Genomic DNA, 22315 nt, shown 5'->3' with positions numbered 1-22315 from the left:
GGTGTCGGTGGGTCCGGCTCGACAGTAAGTGGCCCGAAACCGACATTGAAGTGTACGTTCCCTCCACTGTACGGACTGAGGATGTACGAAGGGTCCACCCTGATGGTCACGCCGACCCCGCCGAGCTCGCCTCCCGCCCCCGAGCCCGGCTCCACTCCCCCGGCGCCGCCGGTCCCGCTGGCCGCGCTGCTCGCCCGCCGGGACCTCGGACTCCGGCTGCTCGCCGGTTCCGGGGACGTACCGCTGCACTGGGTGCACACCTCGGAGATGGCCGACCCGTACCCGTACCTCCTCGGCGGCGAGCTGCTCATGACGGCGGGTGTGCAGCTCACCGACCCGGCGCGGTACGTCGAGCGCGTGGTGGAGGCGGGGGCGGCGGCGCTCGGCTTCGGTGTGACGCCGGTCTACGACACGGTCCCGGCGGAGCTCGTCGAGGCCTGCGCGCGGCACGGCCTGCCGCTGGTCGAGGTCCCGCCGAGGACCCCGTTCACCGCGGTGGCCCGGGCGCTGTGGCGGCTGATGGCGGAGGCCAGGCTGCAGGAGCTGCGCCGGGTGACGGAGGCGCAGCAGTCCCTGGCGGCGGCCGCCGCACGGCCTGCCCCCGTCCCGGCGGTGCTCGGCGCCCTGGCCGCGCGGCTCGCGGGGCGGGCGGTGCTCTTCGCGGCGGACGGCACGGAGTCGGCGGCGGCCGGCCGCGAGGTCCCCGCGGAGGCGGCCCGCGCCCTGCGCGAGCTGGCGGGGGTGCTCGGCCCGCGTCCGGGCGGGGGCCCCGCTGGTCGGGCCGGATCAGCGAGCGGCGTCCTGGGGCCCCGGATCCAAGGCGGAGAAGGGAGGCATGGCGGAGCCATGGCGACCGACGACAACGCGGGAGACGGGGCCCCAGGACGCCGGGAGCCCGGCCCGACCGGCGGGGCGCCCGCCAAAGGCCCCGCCTCGGCGAGCGGGGACGGCGGCGGGTGGCGGCTCGCGGCGTACGCGCTGGGCGGCGGGGACGGGCTGACGCTCGGGGTGGCGACCGAGCGGCGCGACCAGGGCGACCACACGATCGCGGGCGTCGCGGTGGTCCTGCTCTCGCTCCTCACGGCCCCGCACCGGGGCGCGGACGTGACGGTTCGGGACGGGGCCCTGGTCCGGCTGCTCCTGGGCGCGGCCCCGGAGGAGGCCGCGGCGGCGCTGGGCCCGGGGCCCTGGACGGTGGTCCACGCGCGCGGCGGCGACGGCACCCCGTTCGCGGCGGCCTCGCTGGCGGCGGCGCTGGGGACCGCCCTGGTGGACGCCGGGGCGGGGCCGGGCACGGGCAGACGTACGGCCACGGGTCCGGCCACGACCACGGCCGGAGCCGTACCCGAGGCGCCCGCCCCCTCCCCCGTACGCCTCCTCCTCCCCGCCTCGGCGCCCCTCACCGCCCAGCCCGGGTGGACGCTCGGCGCCGCCGCCCCCGCGCCCGCCCGTGACCTCGCCGCGGCCGACGCGGAGGCGGCGCGGGCGCTGCGGCGCGCCGAGGCCTCCCGTACCCCCCTGGCCCGGCACCGCCCCGCCGGGTTCACGGGCCTCGTGGACCCGGCGGAGGCCACCGCATACGCCCGCGCCCTCCTCGCCCCGCTCGCCGAGCCGCTGACCGAGACCCTGCGGGTCTGGCTCTCGCTGCACGGCAGCTGGGACCGGACGGCGACGGCGCTGGACGTCCACCGCAACACCGTCCGGCAGCGGATCGCCCGCTGCACCGCGCTCCTGGGCCTGGACCTGGACGACCCGGACGTACGGATGGAGCTGTGGTTCGCCCTGCGGCTCGGCTGAGCCGTCGGAGCGGTCGCCGGTGAGCCGTCAGTGGACTCCCGCAGCCTGAGCGGCGGCCAGTTCCTCGACGCGACTGCGGTACACCTCGGCCAGGCCGCCGCCGTTCGCACCGGGAACTCCCTCGGGACCGGCCCCGAGCGACGCCAGGACCGCGCCGGCACGGGCCTGACGGTCCGCCACGGCGTCCACGGCGTGCGGGTACAGCAGGTCGAGTCCGCGCTTGTCGCCGTCCGACAGGGTCTGCCCGTTGCCGGTCGGCGCGCAGCTGCTGGGGGTGGACTTGTAGAAGAAGGACGGGAAGCGGTACAGCATCACGGACTTCGTGTCGAAGGGCCCGGCGACGAGATCCGGGGCGTCCACGGTTCGCAGGTTGTGGTCCACCTTCGCGCGCGGCCACTTGTTCGGCTCACCCGCGAGGTAGGTGTAGATGCCGGGGCGCCGGCCCTGTGCGTCGGGCACGAAGACACCGGCCGGGTCCTGCGTGGGGACGTACCCGATGTCGTCCTCCCAGCGGAACTCGCCCTCGCAGGTGCCGCGCATGTTCTGGTGGGAGTGGTGGAACCCCAGCGCGTGCAGGAACTCGTGCCGCGCGGTGCCCTCCCACTGGGAAGGCCTGTTCGTCGCGAACCGCCCCAGGTTCAGGCTGCGCTGGCCGGGGTTGCCTCCGACCGGGCCGCCGCCCGCGCCGATGGCGCTGTCGGTGCTGTCGGTGCCCACCAGGGAGAAGAAGCCCGGCAGGTCGAAGCTGACCCGGATCTCGGCGGCCAGGACCGTGTCGGCCGTGGTCCATCGCCGGAACGTTCCGCCGTTCTGCCCGAAGTCGAGCGTCAGGTTGCAGGCGTCGGTGATCTGCTCCGTCGCGCCCGCGATGTCCGCGTGCAGCTGGTCGCTCCCGTCGAGGAACGCGACCCGCACCGTCTGCCCCAGTGGCCACCTCCCGATGTCCGTGACGAGGAACTCCAGGCCGTCGGCGGCATTGGCCCGCCTCCAGCGGTCCCGTACTTCGATCTCGGCGACGACCTCATCGGGGAGGGATTCGAGTTCCATGACGCGTCCTTTCGCATCACGTGCGCATGAGCCCCCCGACCGGCACCGGTCGCCCCCACCCGGTGCCGGTCCGATGACGGATGGGCTGCTCGGCCTGACCGCACGAGCGCGCCGACGTCGGACACCCACATCCCAGTATCCTCCGCAGGGAGGCGCCGTGCGACCTGACTGTCACTCTGAGTAGCACGACATCCGTCAAGATGACGCTGCGTCAGGACCAGAGCTTGTTGACGGCGGTCTTCGTCGTCGCCTTGAAGGCGGTCAGCGGGGCGTCCTTGAAGTCGCCCATCTGACCCCAGCGGACGAGGGTGACGGTGCGGCCGTCGCGGCCCACCGAGAAGAGGTGGATGTCGGTGTTGCCGATCTGCGGGTCGGCGGTGTCCAGGCTGTAGACCCAGGCGCCCTCCTCGACGGCGAGCTTGCCGTGGAAGGCGCTGACGGCCTTCAGACCCGGGTTCTGCCGCTCCAGCAGGGGGCCGCAGCCGGCGAGGGCCTTGCGGAGGGTGTCGACCAGCTTCACGGCGTCGGCCTCGGTGCGGGCGACGTTGGTGATCTGGACGCCGTTGGTGTCGAGCTCGGTGCTGAACTCGCGGTAGCGGGAGTTCTGCGCCGGGATCTTGTACGGGGCGCAGAGGGCCCCGCCGTTCTCCGGGACGCCGGTGAAGACCTGGGTGGCGGTCCACGGCGTCGACGACGGCGGCATCTGGGAGGCGGCGAGGAAGGCGGGCTGTGCGGCGGCCTGCGCCGGGGCCGTGGCGAGGGCCGCGAGGCCCAGGGCGGCAGCGGCGGCGGTGGCGAGTGCGGTACGGAGCTTGCTCATGGTGGTGGATCCCCCGTCGGGTCGTTCGGTCAGTGCTCCACCAGCGTCGGGCCGGCGCCCGCCGCCTGCAACGGTGACGCGCCCGCCATCCGTCCCGGAACCATTCCACCCCCACTGACGTGCAAGGACGTGAAGCGTGGGACGCAGGGCCGAGGGGGATGGAATGCCGAAGGACGCCGCCGTCGAGGAGTTCGCGCGGCTCGTGCGCGCGCTGAAGGCGCGGGACGGGAGGAGTTACGAGGCGCTGGGCCGGCGCCTGAGCGTCAGCGCGTCCACCCTTCACCGCTACTGCTCCGGCGCGACCGTCCCGGAGGAGTTCACCGTGGTCGACCGCCTCGCCCTGCTGTGCGGGGCGGACGAGGAGGAGCGGCGCGCCCTGGAGGCGGCCTGGACCCGCGCGGACGGCGCCCGCCGCCCTCCGACACCGGCTCCGGCACCGGCATCTGGCGCGGAGCCGACGCCCGAGCCCCGCGCTGAGCCGACGCCCGAGCCCGGCCCGGCGGAGCCGAAGCCTGAGCCCGGCCCGAAGCCAACGTCCGAGCCCGGCCCGCAGCCGACCGCGGAGCCCGCCCCGAAGTCGAAGCCGACAGCGGAACCCGCCCCGGAGCCGACGCCCGAGCCCGAGCTGGAACCCGTGCACGCGCGCGTGACGGGCCTCCCGTCCGCGCGGCGGAGGCGCCGGTGGGGGTGGGCGGGCGTGGTCGCCGGGGCGCTGGCGGTCGTGGGGACGGTGACGCTCGGAGCCGTACTCCTGCCCGGGAAGGCCCGGGAGCGGGCCGACGAACCGTCGGCGCCGCTGACGTGGACGGTCGCCTCGGACCTCTGGAAGAACGGGTGCGGGCACACCTATCTCGTGCCGCGGACGCCCGCTCCCCCGCCGGAGGCGGCCGACGCGCGGAGCTGGGCGACGGCGCAGGGGGCCGTGGACGGCGGGGAGACGCTGGTGCGGGTGTCGGTGCAGGGGAAGAGCACGGCGGCGGTGGTGCTCCAGGCGCTGCACGTGCGGGTGGTCGAGCGGGGGGCGCCGCTCCCGTGGGCGGCGTACCGGATGGACGACGGGTGCGGCGGGGCGGTGACGCCGCGCCGTTTCGAGGTGGACCTGGACCGGCCGCGGCCGGTGGCGCGGGCGCTGGACGGGTACGACGCCTCCGGGCAGGAGGGCCGGACGCTCCCGGCGGTCTCCTTCCCGTACGTGGTCAGCGCCGCCGAGCCGGAGGAGCTGCTGGTCTACGCGGGGGCGGCGGGGTGCGACTGCCGCTGGTACCTGGAGCTGGAGTGGAGCTCGGAGGGGCGCCGGGGCACGGTCCGGATCGGGGACGAGGACGGCGCACCCTTTCGGACGAGCGGGGCGAAGGGGCGGCCCGTGCACGGGTACGACTCCGTAGGTAGGCGCTGGATCACAAGCACGAACTCTGGACAGGGGGGTTGACTGGTCGGTAACTTCGTATCGAGAACCCTGAGCAAGCGCTTAGACAAACTGGGCCCGCCCCGCACACCGGAGGAGTCGCACCGTGCGCCGTACCGTATTCAACGAGGACCACGAGGCGTTCCGGGAGACCATCCGCGCCTTCATCGAGGCCGAGGTCGTCCCCGTCTACGACGAGTGGTTCGCGGCGGGCCAGGCGCCCCGCGAGTTCTACGACAAGCTCGGTGAGCTGGGCATCTTCGGCATCAACGTGCCCGAGGAGTTCGGCGGCGCGGGCCTGGACACCCACAAGTTCGAGGCCGTCCTGTACGAGGAGACCTCGCGCGCGGGCGTCCAGTTCGGCGGCTCCGGCGTGCACGTGCTGCTCGCCCTCCCCTACATCAAGATGCTCTCCACCGACGAGCAGAAGAAGCGCTACCTGCCGAAGTTCGTCACCGGCGAGGAGATGTGGGCGCTGGCGATGACCGAGCCGGGCACCGGCTCCGACGTCGCGGGCATGAAGACCACCGCCAAGCTCTCCGAGGACGGCACGCACTACGTCCTCAACGGCGCCAAGACCTTCATCACCGGTGGCGTCCACGCCGACCGCGTGATCGTCTGCGCCCGCACGTCCGCCCCGACGGCCGAGGACCGCCGCCACGGCATCTCCCTCTTCGCCGTGGACACCAAGTCCGAGGGCTACTCCATCGGCCGCAAGCTGGACAAGCTCGGCCTGCGCACCTCCGACACCGCCGAGCTGGCGTTCGTCGACGTGAAGGTGCCGGTCGAGGACCTCCTCGGCGAGGAGAACAAGGGCTTCTACTACCTCGGTCACAACCTGGCCTCCGAGCGCTGGGGCATCGCCTTCGGCGCCTACGCCCAGGCCAAGGCCGCCGTCCGCTTCGCCCAGCAGTACGTCACGGACCGCACGGTCTTCGGCAAGCCGGTCGCGCACTTCCAGAACACCAAGTTCGAGCTGGCCGCCTGCCAGGCCGAGGTGGACGCGGCAGAGGCCGTCGCCGACCGCGCCCTGGAGGCCCTGGACGCGGGCGAGCTGACCCCGGCCGAGGCCGCGAGCGCCAAGCTCTTCTGCACCGAGGTCGCGCACCGCGTCATCGACCGCTGCCTCCAGCTGCACGGCGGCTACGGCTACATGAACGAGTACCCGATCGCGCGCCTGTACGCCGACAACCGCGTCAACCGCATCTACGGCGGCACCAGCGAGATCATGAAGTCGATCATCGCGAAGTCGATGGGCCTGTAAGTGCCGCAGTCGCACGACGCACTGGATGACCTGCTCGATCTGCTCGACCTCGAGCGGATCGAGCAGGACATCTTCCGGGGCGAGTCCCGCCCCTCGATCGTCCCCCGCGTCTTCGGCGGCCAGGTGGCCGCCCAGGCGCTGGTGGCGGCGGGGCGGACCGTCCCGGCGGACCGGCTCGCCCACTCGCTCCACGCGTACTTCCTGCGCGCCGGCGACCCGGGCGCGTCGATCGTCTACACGGTCGACCGCATCCGCGACGGCCGTTCCTTCACCACCCGCCGGGTCGTCGCCGTCCAGCACGGGCAGCCGATCTTCCACCTCTCGGCGTCGTTCCAGACGTACGAGGAGGGGCTCGACCACCAGGTCGACATGGCGCCCGCCCCGGACCCGGAGTCACTGCCCACACCGGCCGAGATGCTCCCCCGCCACCTCCCCCGCGAGGTCGCGGACCGGCTGATCGAGGCCCGTGCGGCGGTCGACCTGCGCTATGCCGAGACGCCCCCGTGGGGGACGGTCGGCACCCCGCGCGAGCCCCGCTCCCAGGTCTGGTTCCGCACCAACGGCAAGCTGGCCGACGACCCGCTGCTGCACGTCGTCCTCGCCACGTACGTCTCCGACATGACCCTGCTCGACTCCGTCCTGCTCGCGCACGGGCGCGGCGGCTGGGCCGTCGGCGACGTGGTCGGGGCATCCCTCGACCACGCGATGTGGTTCCACCGGCCCTTCCGGGCCGACGAATGGCTCCTGTACGACCAGGAGTCGCCGACCTCGTCCGGCGGGCGCGGCCTCGGCCAGGCTCGGATCTACACGCAGGACGGCCGGCTCGCGATCTCCGTCATCCAGGAGGGTGTCGTTCGCGTTCCGCGCTGACGACCGGACATACCGTCCGATCATGGCGGAGAACGGCGAAAGTACCTTCACGGTGATCGTGGCGGCGGCGGCGAACCTCGGGATCGCCGCCGCGAAGGCCGTCGCGGGGGTCGTCAGCGGATCGAGCGCGATGCTCTCGGAGGCGGCCCACTCGCTCGCCGACACCGTCACCGAGGCGATGCTGCTCACGGCGCTCAAGCGCAGCGACAGGCCCGCCGACGAGGACCATCCCGTGGGGTACGCGGCCGAGCGGTACGTGTGGGCGATGCTCGCGGCCGTCGCGACCTTCGTCGGCGGCGCGGTCTTCTCCGTATACGACGGCATCCACACCCTCACCCACGGCGAGGAGCTCGGCGACCCGACGATCTCGTACGTCGTCCTCGGCGTCGCCTTCGTCCTGGAGGGCTTCTCCCTGCGCACCGGGATCAGGCAGGTCCGGGCCGAGGCGGAGCGGATGAAGGCGCCCTTCGGCCGCTACCTCCGCCTGACCGCCGACACCACCGTCAAGGCGGTGGTCATGGAGGACTCCGCCGCCCTCGCCGGACTGATGCTGGCGGCGGGCGGCCTGCTCGGCGGCCAGATCACCGGCTCCGGCGTCTGGGACGGCGTCGCCTCGATCCTCATCGGCGTCCTGCTCGTGTACGTGGCCTGGGTCCTCGGCCGCTCCAACGCCGAACTCCTCGTCGGCCGCCCGCTGCCCCGGAGCATGCGGGCGGCGGTCCGCGAGGAGCTGCTCACCGTCCCGCACGTCGTGGACGTCCTCGACCTGACGACCCTCATCCAGGGACCGTCCGAGGTCCTGGTCGCCGCGAAGGTCGACTTCCGGGACGTCGCCTCGGCGGAGCAGGTCGAATGGGCCTGCGAGGACGCCGAGGACCAGCTCCGCGAGCGCTTCCCGGCGATCCGCCGCGTGTACCTGGACCCGACCCCGGGCCTGGGCCAGCGGCGGGCCCGGCCGTCAGAGCAGGCCTGAGGCCTCCAGCGTGTACGCCGTCATCGGCTCGTAGTAGCGGGGGTCGACCACATGGTCGTCGAGCGGGATCGTGACCTGCATCGTGCCCTCGGCCTCACCGATGAAGAGGGCGGGGTCGTTGCAGTCGGCGTAGCCGACGGAGTCGATCCCGCGCTGGCCCGCGCGCCCGGCCCAGCCGTGGTCGGCGATCACCAGATCGGGGCGGCCGTCCTCGCCGAGGGCGTCCAGGATGGCGTTCATCGGCTCCGGGGAGTGGGTGTGCCAGAGGGTGGCGCCGCGCTCGAAGACGGCGACGTCGGCGAACTGGACGACGTACCCCTCGTCGGCGATCAGCCCGCCGGGGATGCGGACGATGTCGCAGCCCTGGGCGCGCAGCGCGGCGGCGACCCGGCTGTGGACGTCGATGAGCGAGCCGGGGTGGCCGGTCGCGAAGAGGACCCGCTCCTTGCCGGCGGCGGCCTTGCGCAGGCGGGCGGCCATCCGGTCGAGGGCGTCGACGGTCAGCTCGGGGTCGATGGTGTCCTGGCCGACCCGGTGGGCCGGGTCGTCGACGACCCCGCAGCGCTCGGCCATCACGGCGAGCACGTCCTGCTCGTCGGCCCACCGGTCGCCGAGCTCCAGACCGAGCCAGTAGTGCCGGTCGCCGTTGGCGAGCTTTCTGTAGTGCGAGAGGTTGTTGTCGCGCGGCGTGGCGACGTCTCCGGCGATCCGGGTACGGACGAGGTGCTCGACAAGGGCGGGGCGGCTGAGTATCGGCATGGGGTTCATTCTGCCGTGCCGCCCCCCGACGGGACCCGCCGCTTTCGTCGTGCCGCGTCAGAGCCTGGGCCACCAGTAGTAGCTCGGCACCTCTTCGAGACCCGGCTTGTCGACCGTCACATCGCGTCCGACGAAGGCCGGGCTCCTGGTCTGGGGGTCGTGACCGCCGAGGTAGGGAACGCGGCGGAAGTACTTGAAGTAACCGTTGCCGTCGGCGGTGGTACGTCCGAGCTGCGACCAGGGGACGGTCCGTCCGGGCTCCATGAAGATGCTGAGGTCGACGTAGCCGTTCCCCGAGAAGCCCGTGCCGATGATCCAGAAGTCGGTGCTCGTCTGGGTGCGTTCGGCCTTGTAGACGACGTCCGGGTTGAGCGACGCCTTGTCACGGACCGCGGGGTGGTCCACGTCGAAGCCCGTACGGGAGTTCCAGACCACCTCGTAGTCACGCCCGGCGTCGTCGCAGAAGACGCCCCGGAGCTCTATCCCGTCGTTGGTCGACGCTCCGGTCACCCTCTGCAGTCCCGCGGGGAGTTCGACGCCGTGCTGCTCGAAGAACGAGCCGCGGCCTTCGAGTGCCTCACGGGCCATGTCCTCGTCACCGCGCAAGCGGTCGAGCAGTCCCAGGAGTTTCTCGTCACCGCCGAGCGACAGCAGGGTGGTGTGGACGCCCCGCTCGTTCTTCAGCTCGCGGATCTCGTCGTTGATGCGCTCGACCCGACGCTCATGCTGTCGGAGCGCCTTCTCCAGCTCTTGGCGTTCTCGGTCCGGGGCCAGCATGTGAACTCACGACCTTCCCTGCACGACAGGCGGAGTGAGCTGCTTTCGGGCGGGCGAACACACACGGTCCCCGCCTGCGCGCCTCGTTCGGAACCCCCGACTCCCCGAGTCCCCCTCTCAAGAATGACCCCGCCGGGACGCGGCTGCCACCCCGAGGGGGCGGCGCCGGGGTCAGGTCCGCAGGGCGCCGAAGGCGCCGTGGGCCAGGTCGCGGAGGAGGCCTTCCACGGTGGCGCGGCCCAGGGGGGCGCGCAGGTGCGGCGTCGAGTTCAGCAGGCCGAACACCGCGTGCACGGCCGCCCTCGCCTTCGGCTCCCCGGTCTCCGGGTACACCTCGCGCACGGCGTCGACCCACAGCTCCACGTACTGACGCTGGAGCTGCCGCACGCGCTTGCGGTCCTCGTCCTTGAGCCGGTCGAGTTCGCGGTCGTGGAGGGTGATCAGCGGCTGGTCGTCGAGGGCGAAGTCGATGTGGCCGTCGATGAGGGCGCCGAGCAGCACGCGCGGGTCGCCGTCGGACTCGGCCACCCGGAGGCGGCCGCCGGAGAGGAGGCGCTCGCTGATCCCGACGAGGAGCTCGGCGAGCATCGCGTCCTTGCCGGGGAAGTGGCGGTAGAGCCCGGGGCCGCTGATGCCGACGGCCGCCCCTATCTCGTCCACGCCCACCCCGTGGAAGCCGCGCTCGGCGAACAGGCGGGCGGCCTCCCTGAGGATCTGCTCGCGCCGCGTCGGGGCGTCGGTCCTGGCGCTGGTGGTCATGCGATCGATTCTAAGACTCGGCCCGTTTGCCGCCTGGAGGGCGAGCTGCGGGCTGCGGCCGGGGCGGTGACCGGGCTTTCTGGCGTGGTCGCAAGAGCGCGGCTCATCCAGGGTTGCCCGGTTCCGCTGTCCGACAGTTCGGGGAGCAGAGGTCTCACGGCGTTGCCGTGGGACTGCCACGTGGCCCGGCCGCCGGGGCGGTTTCGGGCTCGATGTGGTTGACTCCCGCAGCGCTACTTCCAGCGCTTCTGCATAGGTGATTCGGGCCTGCCTGGAAGCGGAGGTATCCAGGTAGGCAGTCTTCGGATCGTCCGCGTCGGCGAAGCGGACGAAGGCGGCCAGGGCGGCGGAGACGAGGTCGCGTTTGCCGGTCAGGCCGCACGCCGGGCACTCGTGCTCACGATCGCGCAGGGTCTTGCGTACGCGCCCGCCGCACAGGCAGTGCTGGGACAGACCCGTTGACCAGGTGGAGGCTCGCAGGAGCCTGCCCCCGGCGGCTTCGCACTCGGCCTTGAGAGCCGAGATGAGCATGCCGGGTGTGGTCTGCGACAGGCGCTTGCCCCACAGCCGGTACCAGGTGCGAATGTCGCAGTCCTCCACGACCAGCACGGGGCCGTGCGCGGCGATGATCTCGCGCGCCACACGGCAGGCGCGATGGCGGCGGTGTTCGGCGATGCCGGCAGCGTGTTCGGCCTGACGGGAGCGCTGGGTCCGGTAGTTGGCGGAGAGCCGGTCGCGGCGGAACGACTGCTTCGGCGCCCCGTCCGGGGAAGCCACACGCGCGCCACCGGGAACGATCACGGTCTTGGGCATGAGCCCCTTGTCCGCGCGGCGGGCGGCTCGCTCGGACTGGCTCTTCGACAGCCCGTACTGTGTGGCGTTCGTTGCCCTGCGGGAGCGCTCCAGCGCACGCGCACGGCCCCGCCGCTTCTTCGCCTCCGTCTCCAGCCGGGAGCGCTCGGCGCCGGTCGGCATGATCTCGGTCGAGACTGGCGTGCCGGTGGTGAGGTCAGCGGGGAAGGAGACGACGGAGAGGTTAGAGACATTGCCGTCCACACCGCCGATCCGGTTCAGGGCGGCTGCCTGGTCGCGCATGATCCGTACGGCGGGTGCGGTGTATCCGGAGCCGAGGACCATCAGATGCGCCTCGTACACCCAGCCGCCCCGGGCGGACGCCTTCCGGCGGCGTACGAGGTCGACCTTGTGCCAGCGGCCGGGGCTGCCGAGAAAATGCTGTACCCGTTCCCACTGACCCGTGCCTTGGGGAATGCGGACGGGGAGGACGAGGTCATCACGCTTGCTGTCGCTGCCTCCGGGGAACACCACGGCGAGCGGGCCGGTGTGGTCCCACCATGTCGCCTTGCGCATGCCGACCAGGCCCGAGGGCATGACCTTCCCCGTCGGTACGCGCCCCTCGGGCACGACAGGCTTCGGCATGCGTCTGGGCTGCATCAACGGATACCGACCGCCGTCGGTGTAGGTCGCGGCGTGGCCGTGAAGGGTGCCGACGAGGCGGAAGGTCTCCCACTTGTTCGCGGTGGTGTGGGAGCGGGCACGGCCGGGGATACGGGTGAAGTCATACCGGCGGCCGGTCTTCGGTCGCCCGAAACACGTGCCGGTCGCATCGGGGAACAGGTGTCGCTGCACTCCGTTCCACAGCTCATCGGCCATGTGCATCGCCAGGGCCTTCGAGGCATGGTGCTTGAGGTGCCCCGAGGCCTCCAGATGCCTGTAGGCGCAGCGCTCCAGCGCTTCGCGGGACAGGCCGAGGCGCCCTCTTACGACCTTCGCCCCTGCTCCTCCCGTTCGCGGTACGCGACCCAGTAGGCATCGACCCTGGCACGGGCGTCGCGCTGGACGGCCCTCCTGATCGACCACATCGCGGCGAACAACTTCCCCAGCCGGGCACGGTCGGCTGGATCGGTGACGGCCAGCGGCAGGACCATCACGGACACCGTCCCGCCGTCGGGCTTGGTCCACTTCGGGGCTTTGTTCTTCCCCCGGAACGTGCCCGTCTGACGTGCCCGCACGACCCTCCCCCTCCGCATCACCCCGGCTTCAGATCAACTTAGAGAGCACCTCGCCCACACAGGCGAATTACGCACACATTCACCAGCACTCGTGACAATCTCGTACGCGTGTGCGTATTAACCGCGCGTCGACGACCCGCGAACCAGGGCAAGGCCCCAACCCACACGGCCACGCCCCCCGCCACCTGAGGCGCGGCTTCGACGATGGACAACCCGGTTAGCGGTCGTTAACCTGAGCCCCATACGTTAACGCTCATTAACCGAGCAAGGGAGCTCGAGGGATGCAGCAGGCACCTGTGCTGACGAGCGCGGCGGATCCCGCGTCCGCGGCCTGGCAGGCCAACGAGTCGGCGCACCACGAGCTGGCCGCGACCCTGCGCGCCAAGCTCGCCGCCGCCGCGCTGGGAGGCGGTGAGAAGTCCCGCGCCCGGCACACGGCGCGCGGGAAGCTGCTGCCGCGGGACCGGGTGGACACCCTCCTGGACCCGGGCTCGCCCTTCCTGGAGCTGGCCCCGCTGGCGGCGAACGGGATGTACGGCGACCAGGCGCCCGCCGCCGGGGTCATCGCCGGCATCGGCAGGGTCTCGGGCCGCGAGTGCGTGATCGTCGCCAACGACGCGACCGTCAAGGGCGGCACGTACTACCCGATGACGGTGAAGAAGCACCTGCGCGCCCAGGAGGTGGCGCTGGAGAATCGTCTCCCCTGCCTCTACCTGGTCGACTCCGGCGGCGCCTTCCTGCCGATGCAGGACGAGGTCTTCCCGGACCGGGACCACTTCGGCCGCATCTTCTACAACCAGGCCCGGATGTCCGGCGCGGGCATCCCGCAGATCGCGGCGGTCCTCGGCTCGTGCACGGCGGGCGGCGCGTACGTCCCGGCGATGAGCGACGAGGCCGTGATCGTCCGGAACCAGGGCACGATCTTCCTGGGCGGTCCGCCGCTGGTGAAGGCGGCGACCGGCGAGGTCGTCACGGCGGAGGAGCTGGGCGGCGGCGAGGTCCACTCCCGGATCTCCGGCGTCACCGACCACCTCGCCGAGGACGACGCGCACGCCCTGCGGATCGTGCGGAACATCGTCGCCACGCTCCCCGAGCGCGGCCCGCTCCCCTGGTCGGTCGAGCCGGCCGAGGAGCCGAAGGTCGACCCGGCCGGGCTGTACGGCGCGGTGCCGGTGGACTCCCGCACCCCGTACGACGTGCGCGAGGTGATCGCCCGCGTCGTGGACGGCTCCCGCTTCCAGGAGTTCAAGGGCGAGTACGGGCAGACGCTGATCACCGGCTTCGCCCGGATCCACGGCCACCCCGTCGGGATCGTCGCCAACAACGGCATCCTGTTCGCGGAGTCCGCCCAGAAGGGCGCGCACTTCATCGAGCTGTGCGACCAGCGCGGGATCCCGCTCGTCTTCCTGCAGAACATCACCGGCTTCATGGTCGGCAAGGCGTACGAGCACGGCGGCATCGCCAAGCACGGCGCCAAGATGGTGACGGCCGTGGCCACCACCCGGGTCCCGAAGCTGACGGTCGTCGTCGGCGGTTCGTACGGCGCGGGCAACTACTCGATGTGCGGCCGCGCGTACTCCCCCCGCTTCCTGTGGATGTGGCCCAACGCCAAGATCTCCGTCATGGGCGGCGAGCAGGCCGCGTCCGTCCTCGCGACGGTCAAGCGGGACCAGCTCGGCGACGACTGGAGCGCCGCGGACGAGGAGGCCTTCAAGGCGCCGATCCGCGAGCAGTACGAGACCCAGGGCAGCGCCTACTACGCCTCGGCCCGGCTGTGGGACGACGGGGTCATCGACCCCATGGAGACCCGGCAGGTCCTCGGCCTCGCTCTGACCGCCTGTGCCAACGCGCCCCTGGGTGACCCCCAGTTCGGCGTCTTCCGGATGTGAAGGGCCCTCAGGAGATGCACAGCATGTTCGACACCGTCCTCGTGGCAAACCGGGGCGAGATCGCCGTCCGCGTCATCCGCACCCTGCGGGAGCTCGGCGTCCGCTCGGTGGCCGTCTACAGCGACGCGGACGCCGACGCCCGGCACGTACGGGAGGCGGACACGGCGGTACGGATCGGTCCGCCGCCGGCCGCCGAGTCCTATCTGTCGGTCCCGGCCCTCCTCGACGCCGCCGCCCGCACCGGGGCGCAGGCCGTGCACCCGGGCTACGGCTTCCTCGCGGAGAACGCCGCCTTCGCGCGGGCCTGCGCCGACGCGGGTCTGGTCTTCATCGGCCCGACCGCCGAGGCGATCTCCCTCATGGGCGACAAGATCCGGGCGAAGGAGACCGTGAAGGCGGCGGGCGTGCCCGTCGTCCCCGGCGCCGCCGATCCCGAACTGGCCGAGGCGGCCCGCGAGCTGGGCGCGCCCGTCCTGCTCAAGCCGTCCGCCGGCGGCGGCGGCAAGGGCATGCGGCTCGTGCGGGACCTGTCGGTCCTGGACGAGGAGATCGCGGCGGCCCGCCGCGAGGCCCGCGCGTCCTTCGGCGACGACACGCTGCTCGTGGAGCGGTGGATCGACCGGCCCCGGCACATCGAGATCCAGGTCCTCGCCGACACCCACGGGAACGTGGTGCACCTCGGTGAGCGCGAGTGCTCGCTCCAGCGCCGTCACCAGAAGATCATCGAGGAGGCGCCGAGCGTCCTCCTGACCCCCGAGATCCGCGCGTCGATGGGCGCGGCGGCGGTCGAGGCGGCGCGGTCCTGCGGCTATGTGGGCGCGGGCACGGTCGAGTTCATCGTGCCGGGCGGCGACCCGTCGGCGTACTACTTCATGGAGATGAACACCCGTCTCCAGGTCGAGCACCCGGTGACCGAGCTGATCACCGGCATCGACCTGGTGGAGTGGCAGCTGCGGGTGGCCGCCGGTGAGCCGCTCCCCTTCACCCAGGACGGCATCCACCTGACCGGCTGGGCGATCGAGGCCCGTATCTGCGCGGAGGACCCCTCGCGGGGCTTCCTCCCCTCGGGCGGCACGGTCCTCGCGCTGAACGAGCCGCAGGGGCCGGGGGTCCGGACGGACTCGGGTCTCTCCGAGGGCACGGAGGTCTCGTCCCTCTACGACCCGATGCTGTCGAAGGTCATCGTCCACGCGAAGGACCGCCCGACGGCCCTGCGCAAGCTGCGCGCGGCCCTCGCGGACACGGTCACCCTCGGCGTCCCGACGAACGCGGGCTTCCTGCGCCGCCTCCTGGCCCACGAGTCCGTGATCGCGGGCGACCTCGACACGGGTCTGGTGGAGCGGGACGCGGAGAGCCTGGTCCCGGAGGGCGTCCCCGCCGAGGTGTACGCGGCCGCGGCTGCCGTGCGGCTCGCCGGGCTGGCCGCGGAGCCCCGGGAGGGCTGGACGGACCCGTTCTCGGTGCCGAACGGCTTCCGGCTCGGCGGCACGCCCAAGCGGCTCGCCTTCCCCTTCCGGGTGCCGGGGCTCGAACCCGTCACGGTGGACGCGCCCGCCGGAGCGCGCGTCACGGACACCGCGGTGACGGTCACCCTGGACGGGATCACCCATCACTTCCGGCGCGCCGGCTCCTGGCTGGGCCGTGACGGCGACTCCTGGCACGTGCTGGACCACGACCCCGTCGAGGCCGCGCTCAGCGGGGCCCGGCACGGTGGGGCGGACACGCTCGCCGCGCCGATGCCCGGGACCGTCACCGTCGTCAAGGTGGCCGTCGGGGACGAGGTCGAGGCCGGGCAGAGCCTGCTCGTCGTCGAGGCGATGAAGATGGAGCACGTCATCTCCGCCCCGCACGCCGGCACCGTCACCGAGCTCGACGTCACGCCCGGAACCACCGTCGCCATGGACCAGATCCTGGCCGTGGTGACGCCCCGCGAGGAGGAGGAATCGTGACCACCGGCCTGCCCATGACGGTCTCCGATCCCTCGCTCCCCGCCCGGGTGCGGATCCACGAGGTCGGCGCCCGCGACGGTCTGCAGAACGAGAAGACGGCCGTTCCGACCGCCGTGAAGGCGGAGTTCGTCCGGCGGCTCGCCGCCGCCGGTCTGGACACCGTCGAGGCGACCAGCTTCGTGCACCCGAAGTGGGTGCCGCAGCTGGCCGACGCCGAGGAGCTGTTCCCGCTCGTCCGCGACCTGCCCGTCCGCCTCCCGGTCCTCGTGCCGAACGAGCGGGGCCTCGACCGGGCGCTCGCCCTCGGGGCGCGGGAGATCGCGGTGTTCGCCTCCGCGACGGAGTCCTTCGCGAAGGCCAACCTCAACCGGACCGTCGACGAGGCGCTCGCGCTCTTCGCGCCGACGGTCACCCGCGCCATAGAGGCGGGGCTGAAGGTCCGCGGCTACCTCTCGATGTGCTTCGGCGACCCCTGGGAGGGCGCCGTCCCGGTCGAGCAGGTCGTCCGCGTCACGAAGGCCCTCGCCGAGATGGGCTGCGACGAGCTGAGCCTGGGCGACACGATCGGCGTCGCCACCCCGGGCCACGTCCAGGCGCTCCTGACCGCGCTGAACGAGGCCGGGGTCCCCACCTCCCGTATCGCCGTGCACTTCCACGACACCTACGGGCAGGCCCTGTCCAACACCCTCGCCGCGCTGCGGCACGGGGTGACGACGGTCGACGCCTCCGCCGGCGGCCTGGGCGGCTGCCCGTACGCGAAGAGCGCGACCGGCAATCTCGCCACCGAGGATCTCGTGTGGATGCTCGACGGTCTCGGCATCGAGACCGGGGTCGATCTGGCCGCCCTCACCGCCACGAGCGGGTGGATGGCCGAACAGCTGGGCCGGCCCAGCCCCTCCCGTACCGTCCGCGCCCTCTCCCACAAGGAGTGACGAAACCCATGTCCCTCGACCACCGGCTCACCGAAGAGCACGAGGAACTCCGCCGCACCGTCGAGGCCTTCGCGCACGACGTCGTCGCCCCGAAGATCGGCGACTACTACGAGCGGCACGAGTTCCCGTACGAGATCGTCCGCGAGATGGGCCGCATGGGCCTGTTCGGCCTCCCCTTCCCGGAGGAGTACGGCGGCATGGGCGGCGACTACCTCGCGCTCGGCATCGCCCTGGAGGAGCTGGCCCGGGTCGACTCCTCCGTCGCCATCACCCTGGAGGCGGGCGTCTCCCTCGGCGCCATGCCGGTCTTCCGCTTCGGCACCGAGGAGCAGAAGCGGGAGTGGCTGCCCAAGCTGTGTTCCGGTGAGGTCCTCGGCGCCTTCGGCCTCACCGAGCCCGGTGCCGGCTCGGACGCCGGCGGCACCCGTACGACCGCCGTCCGCGACGGCGACCACTGGGTCATCAACGGCTCGAAGTGCTTCATCACCAACTCCGGTACGGACATCACGGGTCTGGTGACGGTCACGGCGGTCACCGGCCGCAAGCCCGACGGCCGCCCGCTGATCTCCTCGATCATCGTCCCGTCCGGCACGCCGGGCTTCACGGTCGCCGCCCCGTACTCGAAGGTCGGCTGGAACGCCTCGGACACCCGGGAGCTCTCCTTCGACGACGTCCGCGTCCCGGTGGAGAACCTGCTGGGCGAAGAGGGCCGCGGCTACGCGCAGTTCCTGCGGATCCTGGACGAGGGCCGGGTCGCGATCGCGGCGCTCGCGACGGGTCTCGCCCAGGGCTGTGTCGACGAGTCGGTGAAGTACGCGCACGAGCGCCACGCCTTCGGACGGCCGATCGCCGACAACCAGGCGATCCAGTTCAAGATCGCCGACATGGAGACGAAGGCTCACATGTCGCGGATCGGCTGGCGGGACGCGGCCTCGCGCCTGGTCCTCGGCGAGTCCTTCAAGAAGGAGGCGGCCATCGCGAAGCTGTACTCCTCCACGGTGGCCGTGGACAACGCCCGTGACGCCACGCAGATCCACGGCGGCTACGGATTCATGAACGAGTACCCGGTGGCCCGCATGTGGCGCGACTCGAAGATCCTGGAGATCGGCGAGGGCACGAGCGAGGTCCAGCGGATGCTGATCGCCCGCGAGTTGGGTCTGCCCGCCTGACCGGCGACGTGCCCGCGTGACCGTGCCCGCCACCCCCTCCCGGGGGCGGCGGGCACGACCGTGTCGGTCACGGCCGCGTACGGGGCGAGACGAACGCGTCGTACTGCTCCGGGCCCTCCGTCGACGGCAGCCGCACGGAGCGCCAGCCGCGGGCGTAGGAGGGCGGTGCGGCGCCGGCGGGCACGATGACGGCCACCGGCATCCGGCGGGCGGCCTCGGCGATGCCCTCCGGGGTGATGCTCTCGTCGTGTCCGCTCGGCTGGCGGGAGGAACAGCCCGCGTAGTGGCCGATCAGCACGTACTCCCGGCCGGTGACGAGGCAGGGCGGCCGCACGCCGAGACCGCGCAGCGCGCTCGCGACGGCGGTGGACCGCTCGTACACGGAACGGCTGTTGGAGACGGCCCGGTCGAGCACGGCGTACTGCACCGCGAGGTGTCCGAGCAGGGCGGCCGCGAGCAGGGCGGTGGCCGCCCGCCGCCGCCGCGCGGAGCGCACCGCGGCGAACAGCGACACCGCGCACTCGCCGACCGGCACGGCCAGCAGGGCGTACGCGGGGAGCAGGAAGCGGGGGGCCGCGTAGCCGACGGTGAAGAGGTACGGAGCGGCCGCCACCACCCCGGTGAGCGTGGCGAGCAGGGCCGGGGCTCCCCGCCCGGCCCGGAAGGCGGCGACGAGTCCGGCGGCGACGGCCACCGGCAGCAGGAACCACCACACCGCGGTGAACGGGTGCTCCCAGGACACGTCGCAGGGCCGGCACAGGGTGCGGCCGACGAGCGCCCGCGCGTGGTCGTCCACGGACAGGTACCAGCCCAGGGAACCCTGGATCTCCCCGGCGCGCCGCAGCCGCGCGGCGAGGCCGCCGTAGTGCGCGTAGGCCTCGACCACCCACGGCAGCGCCCCGAGCGCGAACGCTCCGGCGAGCACGGCGACGAGCGCGACGGCACGCCGCCGCCAGGCGGGCACCAGCACCGCCGCCGCGCCGAGCGGCAGCACGAGCCAGAGTCCGTCGCCGGGCCGGAAGAGGGTGACCGCGGCCGCGGTCAGCCCGAGCCCCACGAGCGCCGCGCGCCCGCCCACGCCCTCGCCTTCGCCCTCCACGCCGGTCCGCCGACCACCGCCCACGCCCCCGCCTTCGCCCTCCACGCCGGTCCGCCGACCACCGCCCACGCCCTCGCCTTCGCCCTCCACGCCGGTCCGCCGACCACCGCCCACGCCCCCGCCACCCTCACCGGCGTACCGCAGGAACAACCCCACGGCGGCCAGCGCGCCGAACGCGCACCACAGGTTGGGCATCACCCGCGGGCCGTAGAACAGCGTGACCCACAGCCCCGCGAACAGCGCGCCCCCCGCCGTCGCCACCGACAGGGGCACGATCCCGCGCCAGGCCCGGAGCGCACCCCAGAGGGCTGCCCCGGACAGCACGGCGAGGTAGACGTGGATCGCGGTCGCGGAGGTGGTGACGGCGGCCACCGGGGCGACGAGGTACGAGACTCCGCGGGCGCGAGGGGCGCTGAAGAAGGCCGCGGGGGCGTCGCCTCCGACCTGGCTGACGTACACCACCTCGTCCCAGCCGAGGCCCGACCCCGGGACGACCAGAACCAGTTGGGCCAGGACGAAGACCACGGCGAGTCCGGCCGGCCAGCTTGGCGACCCCGGCGGCGGACCGGCCGCCGTGGACGGGCGGCGGACAGGCTCTCCCGGGGAGTTCGCGGTCGCGTCGACGGTGACCATCCCGTCCACCCTGCGGTCGCCGCCCGACCCGGGGCGGGCGGCGCGCCGGGCGCGGCGCACCCTTCGCCTCGTCAGGAGTAGCGAGGCTCACACCTGTCGGGGGGAGATCCACCCTGTCGGAAAATCGTGAGGTTAGGCTAACCTATCTTCGACTTCACCGGCCGGCTCCGGCCGGAGCCCCGCCGTTCCCGGCTCGTACCGAAAGCGACTCCGCCATGCCCAGCACCGCCCGCGCCACCCATCTCACCCGTCGCGGCCTGCTGGCCGCGGGCGGCGCTCTCGGGCTCGGCGCCGCGCTCGTCGCCTGCGGCGGCGACAAGAAGAAGGACGGCGCCACCGCCCCCTCGGCCTCGGCGAAGTCCGGCTCCTGGGAGTTCAAGGACGACCGCGGTCTGACCGTGAAGGCGAAGACCACGCCGAAGCGGATCGTCGCCTTCACCGGCACCGCCGCCGCTCTGCACGACTTCGGCGTCGAGGTCGTCGGCGTCTTCGGCCCGACCTACGTCGAGGACCCGAAGACCAAGGCGCGCAAGCCCGACGTCCAGGCGGGCGACCTCGACATCGACAAGGTCGCGGTCATCGGCAACGTCTGGGGCGAGTTCAAGATCGAGGAGTACCTCAAGCTCAACCCCGAGGTCCTGATCACGGACATGTGGGAGAAGAACGACCTCTGGTACGTCCCGGCGGAGCAGAAGGACAAGATCCTCAAGATCGCCCCGAGCGTCGCCCTGTGGGCCTCGGACCTGTCGATGCCGGCGGTCCTGCAGCGCCACGCCGATCTGGCCGCCTCGCTCGGCGCCGATGTGCAGACCGCTCAGATCAAGGCCGACAAGGCCCGCTTCGAGGCCGCCGCCGAGCGCGTCCGCAAGGCCGCGAAGGGCAAGAAGGACATCAAGGTCCTGATCGGCTCCGGCTCCCCCGACCTCTTCTACGTCTCCACCCCGGTCCGCCCGACCGACACGCTCTTCTTCAAGGAGCTCGGCGTCAACCTGGTCGTCCCGACCAAGCTGGACCAGGGCGGCTGGTTCGAGGGCCTCAGCTGGGAGAACGTCGACAAGTACCAGGCCGACGTCATCATGCTCGACAACCGCACCGGCACCCTCCAGCCGGAGCAGCTGAAGGCCAAGCCGACCTGGGGCGCGCTGGCCGCCGTCAAGGCCGGCCAGGTCATCCCGCGCGTGACCGAGCCGATCTACTCCTACGCCAAGTGCGCCCCGCTCCTGGAGGACCTGGCGAAGGCCCTGGAGAACGCGAAGAAGGTTTCCTGACCCATGACGACCGCCGAGACCGCCCCGTTCCAGTTCTTCTCCCTCCAGGTCGACCGGACGCGGCGGCTCGGCCCGTCACTGGTCCGCGTCACCTTCACCGGCGAGGACCTGAAGAGGTTCGCCTCCGGGGGCCGCGACCAGTCGCTCTCCCTCTTCCTGCCGCACCCCGGCCAGGAGGCACCCGCCCTGCCGCCGCTCGACGACCCGGACATGTACGCGATCCTGGGCGCCTGGCGGGCGATGCCGGACGACGAGCGGGCCGTCATGCGCTCGTACACGGTCCGCGAGCAGCGCACGGACCCGAACGAGATGGACATCGACTTCGCGATCCACGAGGACGGGGGCCCCGCCTGCCGCTGGGCCGGCCGCGCCAGGTCCGGTGACCGGGTGGTCGTTCTCGGCCCCGCGGTCGCCGCGAACACGGCCGTCCGCTTCCAGCTCCCCGAGGACGCCGACTCCGTGCTGATCTGGGCGGACGAGACGGCCCTGCCGGCCGCCTCGGCGATCCTGGAGTGGCTGCCGGCCGAGACCCGCGCGCAGGTCTTCCTCGAAGTGCCGTACTCCGGCGACCGCACGGAGCTCGCGACCGAGGCCGACGCCACGGTCACCTGGCTCGTACGGGAGGAGGGGGCGCCCTCCGCCGTGGACGCGGTGCGCGGCACCGAACTGCCGGGCGAGGCCCCGTACGTGTGGATCGCGGGCGAGTCCGGCTCGGTGAAGGCGCTGCGCCGGCACTTCGTGCGCGAGCGCGGGCTCGACCGCCGCCGGGTGGCGTTCGTCGGTTACTGGCGCAAGGGGCTGTCCGAGGACGCCCTGCGCGAGGTGCCGGACGAGACCCAGGAAGACGCGTAACCCCCCGTTTCCCCAATGGCCCC

General features: G+C 72.6%; 18 protein-coding genes. 11 read left to right on the top strand and 7 right to left on the bottom strand.

Going from position 1 to position 22315, the window contains the following annotated elements; all coding sequences use genetic code 11:
• The first annotated feature begins 81 nt into the window (after positions 1-81).
• Complete coding sequence (locus ACF08F_RS14710; RefSeq protein ID WP_392298851.1) at positions 82-1797, top strand: PucR family transcriptional regulator; 1716 nt, start codon at positions 82-84, stop codon at positions 1795-1797.
• 27 nt (positions 1798-1824) lie between these two features.
• On the opposite strand, the gene ACF08F_RS14705 is transcribed toward ACF08F_RS14710, so the two are convergent.
• Both ACF08F_RS14705 and ACF08F_RS14700 read right to left on the bottom strand, forming a co-directional pair.
• The gene (locus ACF08F_RS14705) at positions 1825-2844 is read right to left on the bottom strand and encodes a hypothetical protein (protein ID WP_392298850.1); all 1020 of its coding nucleotides are present in this window, start codon (positions 2842-2844) and stop codon (positions 1825-1827) included.
• A gap of 211 nt (positions 2845-3055) precedes the next feature.
• Positions 3056-3664 carry a hypothetical protein gene (locus ACF08F_RS14700; protein ID WP_392298849.1) on the bottom strand — a complete coding sequence of 203 codons (609 nt, stop codon included), beginning with the start codon at positions 3662-3664 and terminating at the stop codon, positions 3056-3058.
• A gap of 163 nt (positions 3665-3827) precedes the next feature.
• Between ACF08F_RS14700 and ACF08F_RS14695 the strand changes: the two genes are divergently transcribed.
• The 4 genes from ACF08F_RS14695 (at position 3828) to ACF08F_RS14680 (ending at position 8176) form a co-directional block, all read left to right on the top strand.
• Positions 3828-5093 (top strand): helix-turn-helix domain-containing protein, encoded by a 1266-nt coding sequence (locus tag ACF08F_RS14695; protein WP_392298848.1) that lies wholly within the window; start codon positions 3828-3830, stop codon positions 5091-5093.
• A gap of 82 nt (positions 5094-5175) precedes the next feature.
• The gene (locus ACF08F_RS14690) at positions 5176-6333 is read left to right on the top strand and encodes an acyl-CoA dehydrogenase family protein (protein ID WP_017237177.1); all 1158 of its coding nucleotides are present in this window, start codon (positions 5176-5178) and stop codon (positions 6331-6333) included.
• On the top strand, positions 6334-7203 hold the full coding sequence (locus ACF08F_RS14685) for an acyl-CoA thioesterase (protein WP_392298847.1): 870 nt from the start codon (positions 6334-6336) through the stop codon (positions 7201-7203).
• Positions 7204-7225: 22 nt separating this feature from the next.
• Positions 7226-8176, top strand: a complete 951-nt coding sequence (locus tag ACF08F_RS14680; RefSeq protein WP_392298846.1) for a cation diffusion facilitator family transporter — start codon at positions 7226-7228, stop codon at positions 8174-8176.
• Here ACF08F_RS14680 and ACF08F_RS14675 read toward each other — a convergent pair.
• From ACF08F_RS14675 to ACF08F_RS14660, 4 genes are all read right to left on the bottom strand, one after another.
• Positions 8162-8935 (bottom strand): phosphatase, encoded by a 774-nt coding sequence (locus tag ACF08F_RS14675; RefSeq protein ID WP_392298845.1) that lies wholly within the window; start codon positions 8933-8935, stop codon positions 8162-8164. The two genes, ACF08F_RS14680 and ACF08F_RS14675, sit on opposite strands and share 15 nt — an antisense overlap.
• A 57-nt stretch (positions 8936-8992) precedes the next feature.
• Positions 8993-9712 (bottom strand): hypothetical protein, encoded by a 720-nt coding sequence (locus ACF08F_RS14670; protein ID WP_392298844.1) that lies wholly within the window; start codon positions 9710-9712, stop codon positions 8993-8995.
• Positions 9713-9883: 171 nt separating this feature from the next.
• Positions 9884-10471 carry a TetR/AcrR family transcriptional regulator gene (locus ACF08F_RS14665; protein ID WP_392299113.1) on the bottom strand — a complete coding sequence of 196 codons (588 nt, stop codon included), beginning with the start codon at positions 10469-10471 and terminating at the stop codon, positions 9884-9886.
• A gap of 1778 nt (positions 10472-12249) precedes the next feature.
• Positions 12250-12501 (bottom strand): hypothetical protein, encoded by a 252-nt coding sequence (locus tag ACF08F_RS14660; RefSeq protein WP_392298843.1) that lies wholly within the window; start codon positions 12499-12501, stop codon positions 12250-12252.
• 281 nt (positions 12502-12782) lie between these two features.
• Between ACF08F_RS14660 and ACF08F_RS14655 the strand changes: the two genes are divergently transcribed.
• Genes ACF08F_RS14655 through ACF08F_RS14640 form a run of 4 tightly spaced genes read left to right on the top strand, consistent with a single transcriptional unit; the run spans position 12783 to position 18440 of the window.
• Entirely contained in the window at positions 12783-14390 is a 1608-nt protein-coding gene (locus ACF08F_RS14655; RefSeq protein ID WP_392298842.1) for a carboxyl transferase domain-containing protein, read from the top strand.
• A gap of 14 nt (positions 14391-14404) precedes the next feature.
• The gene (locus tag ACF08F_RS14650) at positions 14405-16339 is read left to right on the top strand and encodes a biotin carboxylase N-terminal domain-containing protein (RefSeq protein WP_392298841.1); all 1935 of its coding nucleotides are present in this window, start codon (positions 14405-14407) and stop codon (positions 16337-16339) included.
• Between the two features lie 14 nt (positions 16340-16353).
• Positions 16354-17271: a hydroxymethylglutaryl-CoA lyase gene (locus ACF08F_RS14645; protein ID WP_392299112.1), complete on the top strand. Its 918-nt coding sequence runs from the start codon at positions 16354-16356 to the stop codon at positions 17269-17271.
• An 8-nt stretch (positions 17272-17279) separates the two neighbouring features.
• On the top strand, positions 17280-18440 hold the full coding sequence (locus tag ACF08F_RS14640; RefSeq protein ID WP_150270007.1) for an acyl-CoA dehydrogenase family protein: 1161 nt from the start codon (positions 17280-17282) through the stop codon (positions 18438-18440).
• A 67-nt stretch (positions 18441-18507) separates the two neighbouring features.
• Here ACF08F_RS14640 and ACF08F_RS14635 read toward each other — a convergent pair whose 3' ends face one another.
• A complete protein-coding gene (locus ACF08F_RS14635; protein ID WP_392298840.1) occupies positions 18508-20172 on the bottom strand; it encodes a hypothetical protein in 1665 nt (554 codons plus the stop codon).
• 215 nt (positions 20173-20387) lie between these two features.
• Here ACF08F_RS14635 and ACF08F_RS14630 point away from each other — a divergent pair, with 215 nt between their 5' ends.
• Together ACF08F_RS14630 and ACF08F_RS14625 are read left to right on the top strand one after the other, a co-directional pair.
• On the top strand, positions 20388-21440 hold the full coding sequence (locus ACF08F_RS14630; RefSeq protein ID WP_392298839.1) for an ABC transporter substrate-binding protein: 1053 nt from the start codon (positions 20388-20390) through the stop codon (positions 21438-21440).
• A 3-nt stretch (positions 21441-21443) separates the two neighbouring features.
• Positions 21444-22292 carry a siderophore-interacting protein gene (locus tag ACF08F_RS14625; protein ID WP_392298838.1) on the top strand — a complete coding sequence of 283 codons (849 nt, stop codon included), beginning with the start codon at positions 21444-21446 and terminating at the stop codon, positions 22290-22292.
• Positions 22293-22315: the final 23 nt, after the last annotated feature.

It is taken from the genome of Streptomyces sp. NPDC015130 (assembly GCF_043080005.1).
In the GTDB taxonomy this organism is placed as follows: domain Bacteria; phylum Actinomycetota; class Actinomycetes; order Streptomycetales; family Streptomycetaceae; genus Streptomyces.
The sequence above is the reverse complement of the archived record's forward strand: the minus strand, read 5'-3'. Positions and strand labels throughout refer to the sequence as shown.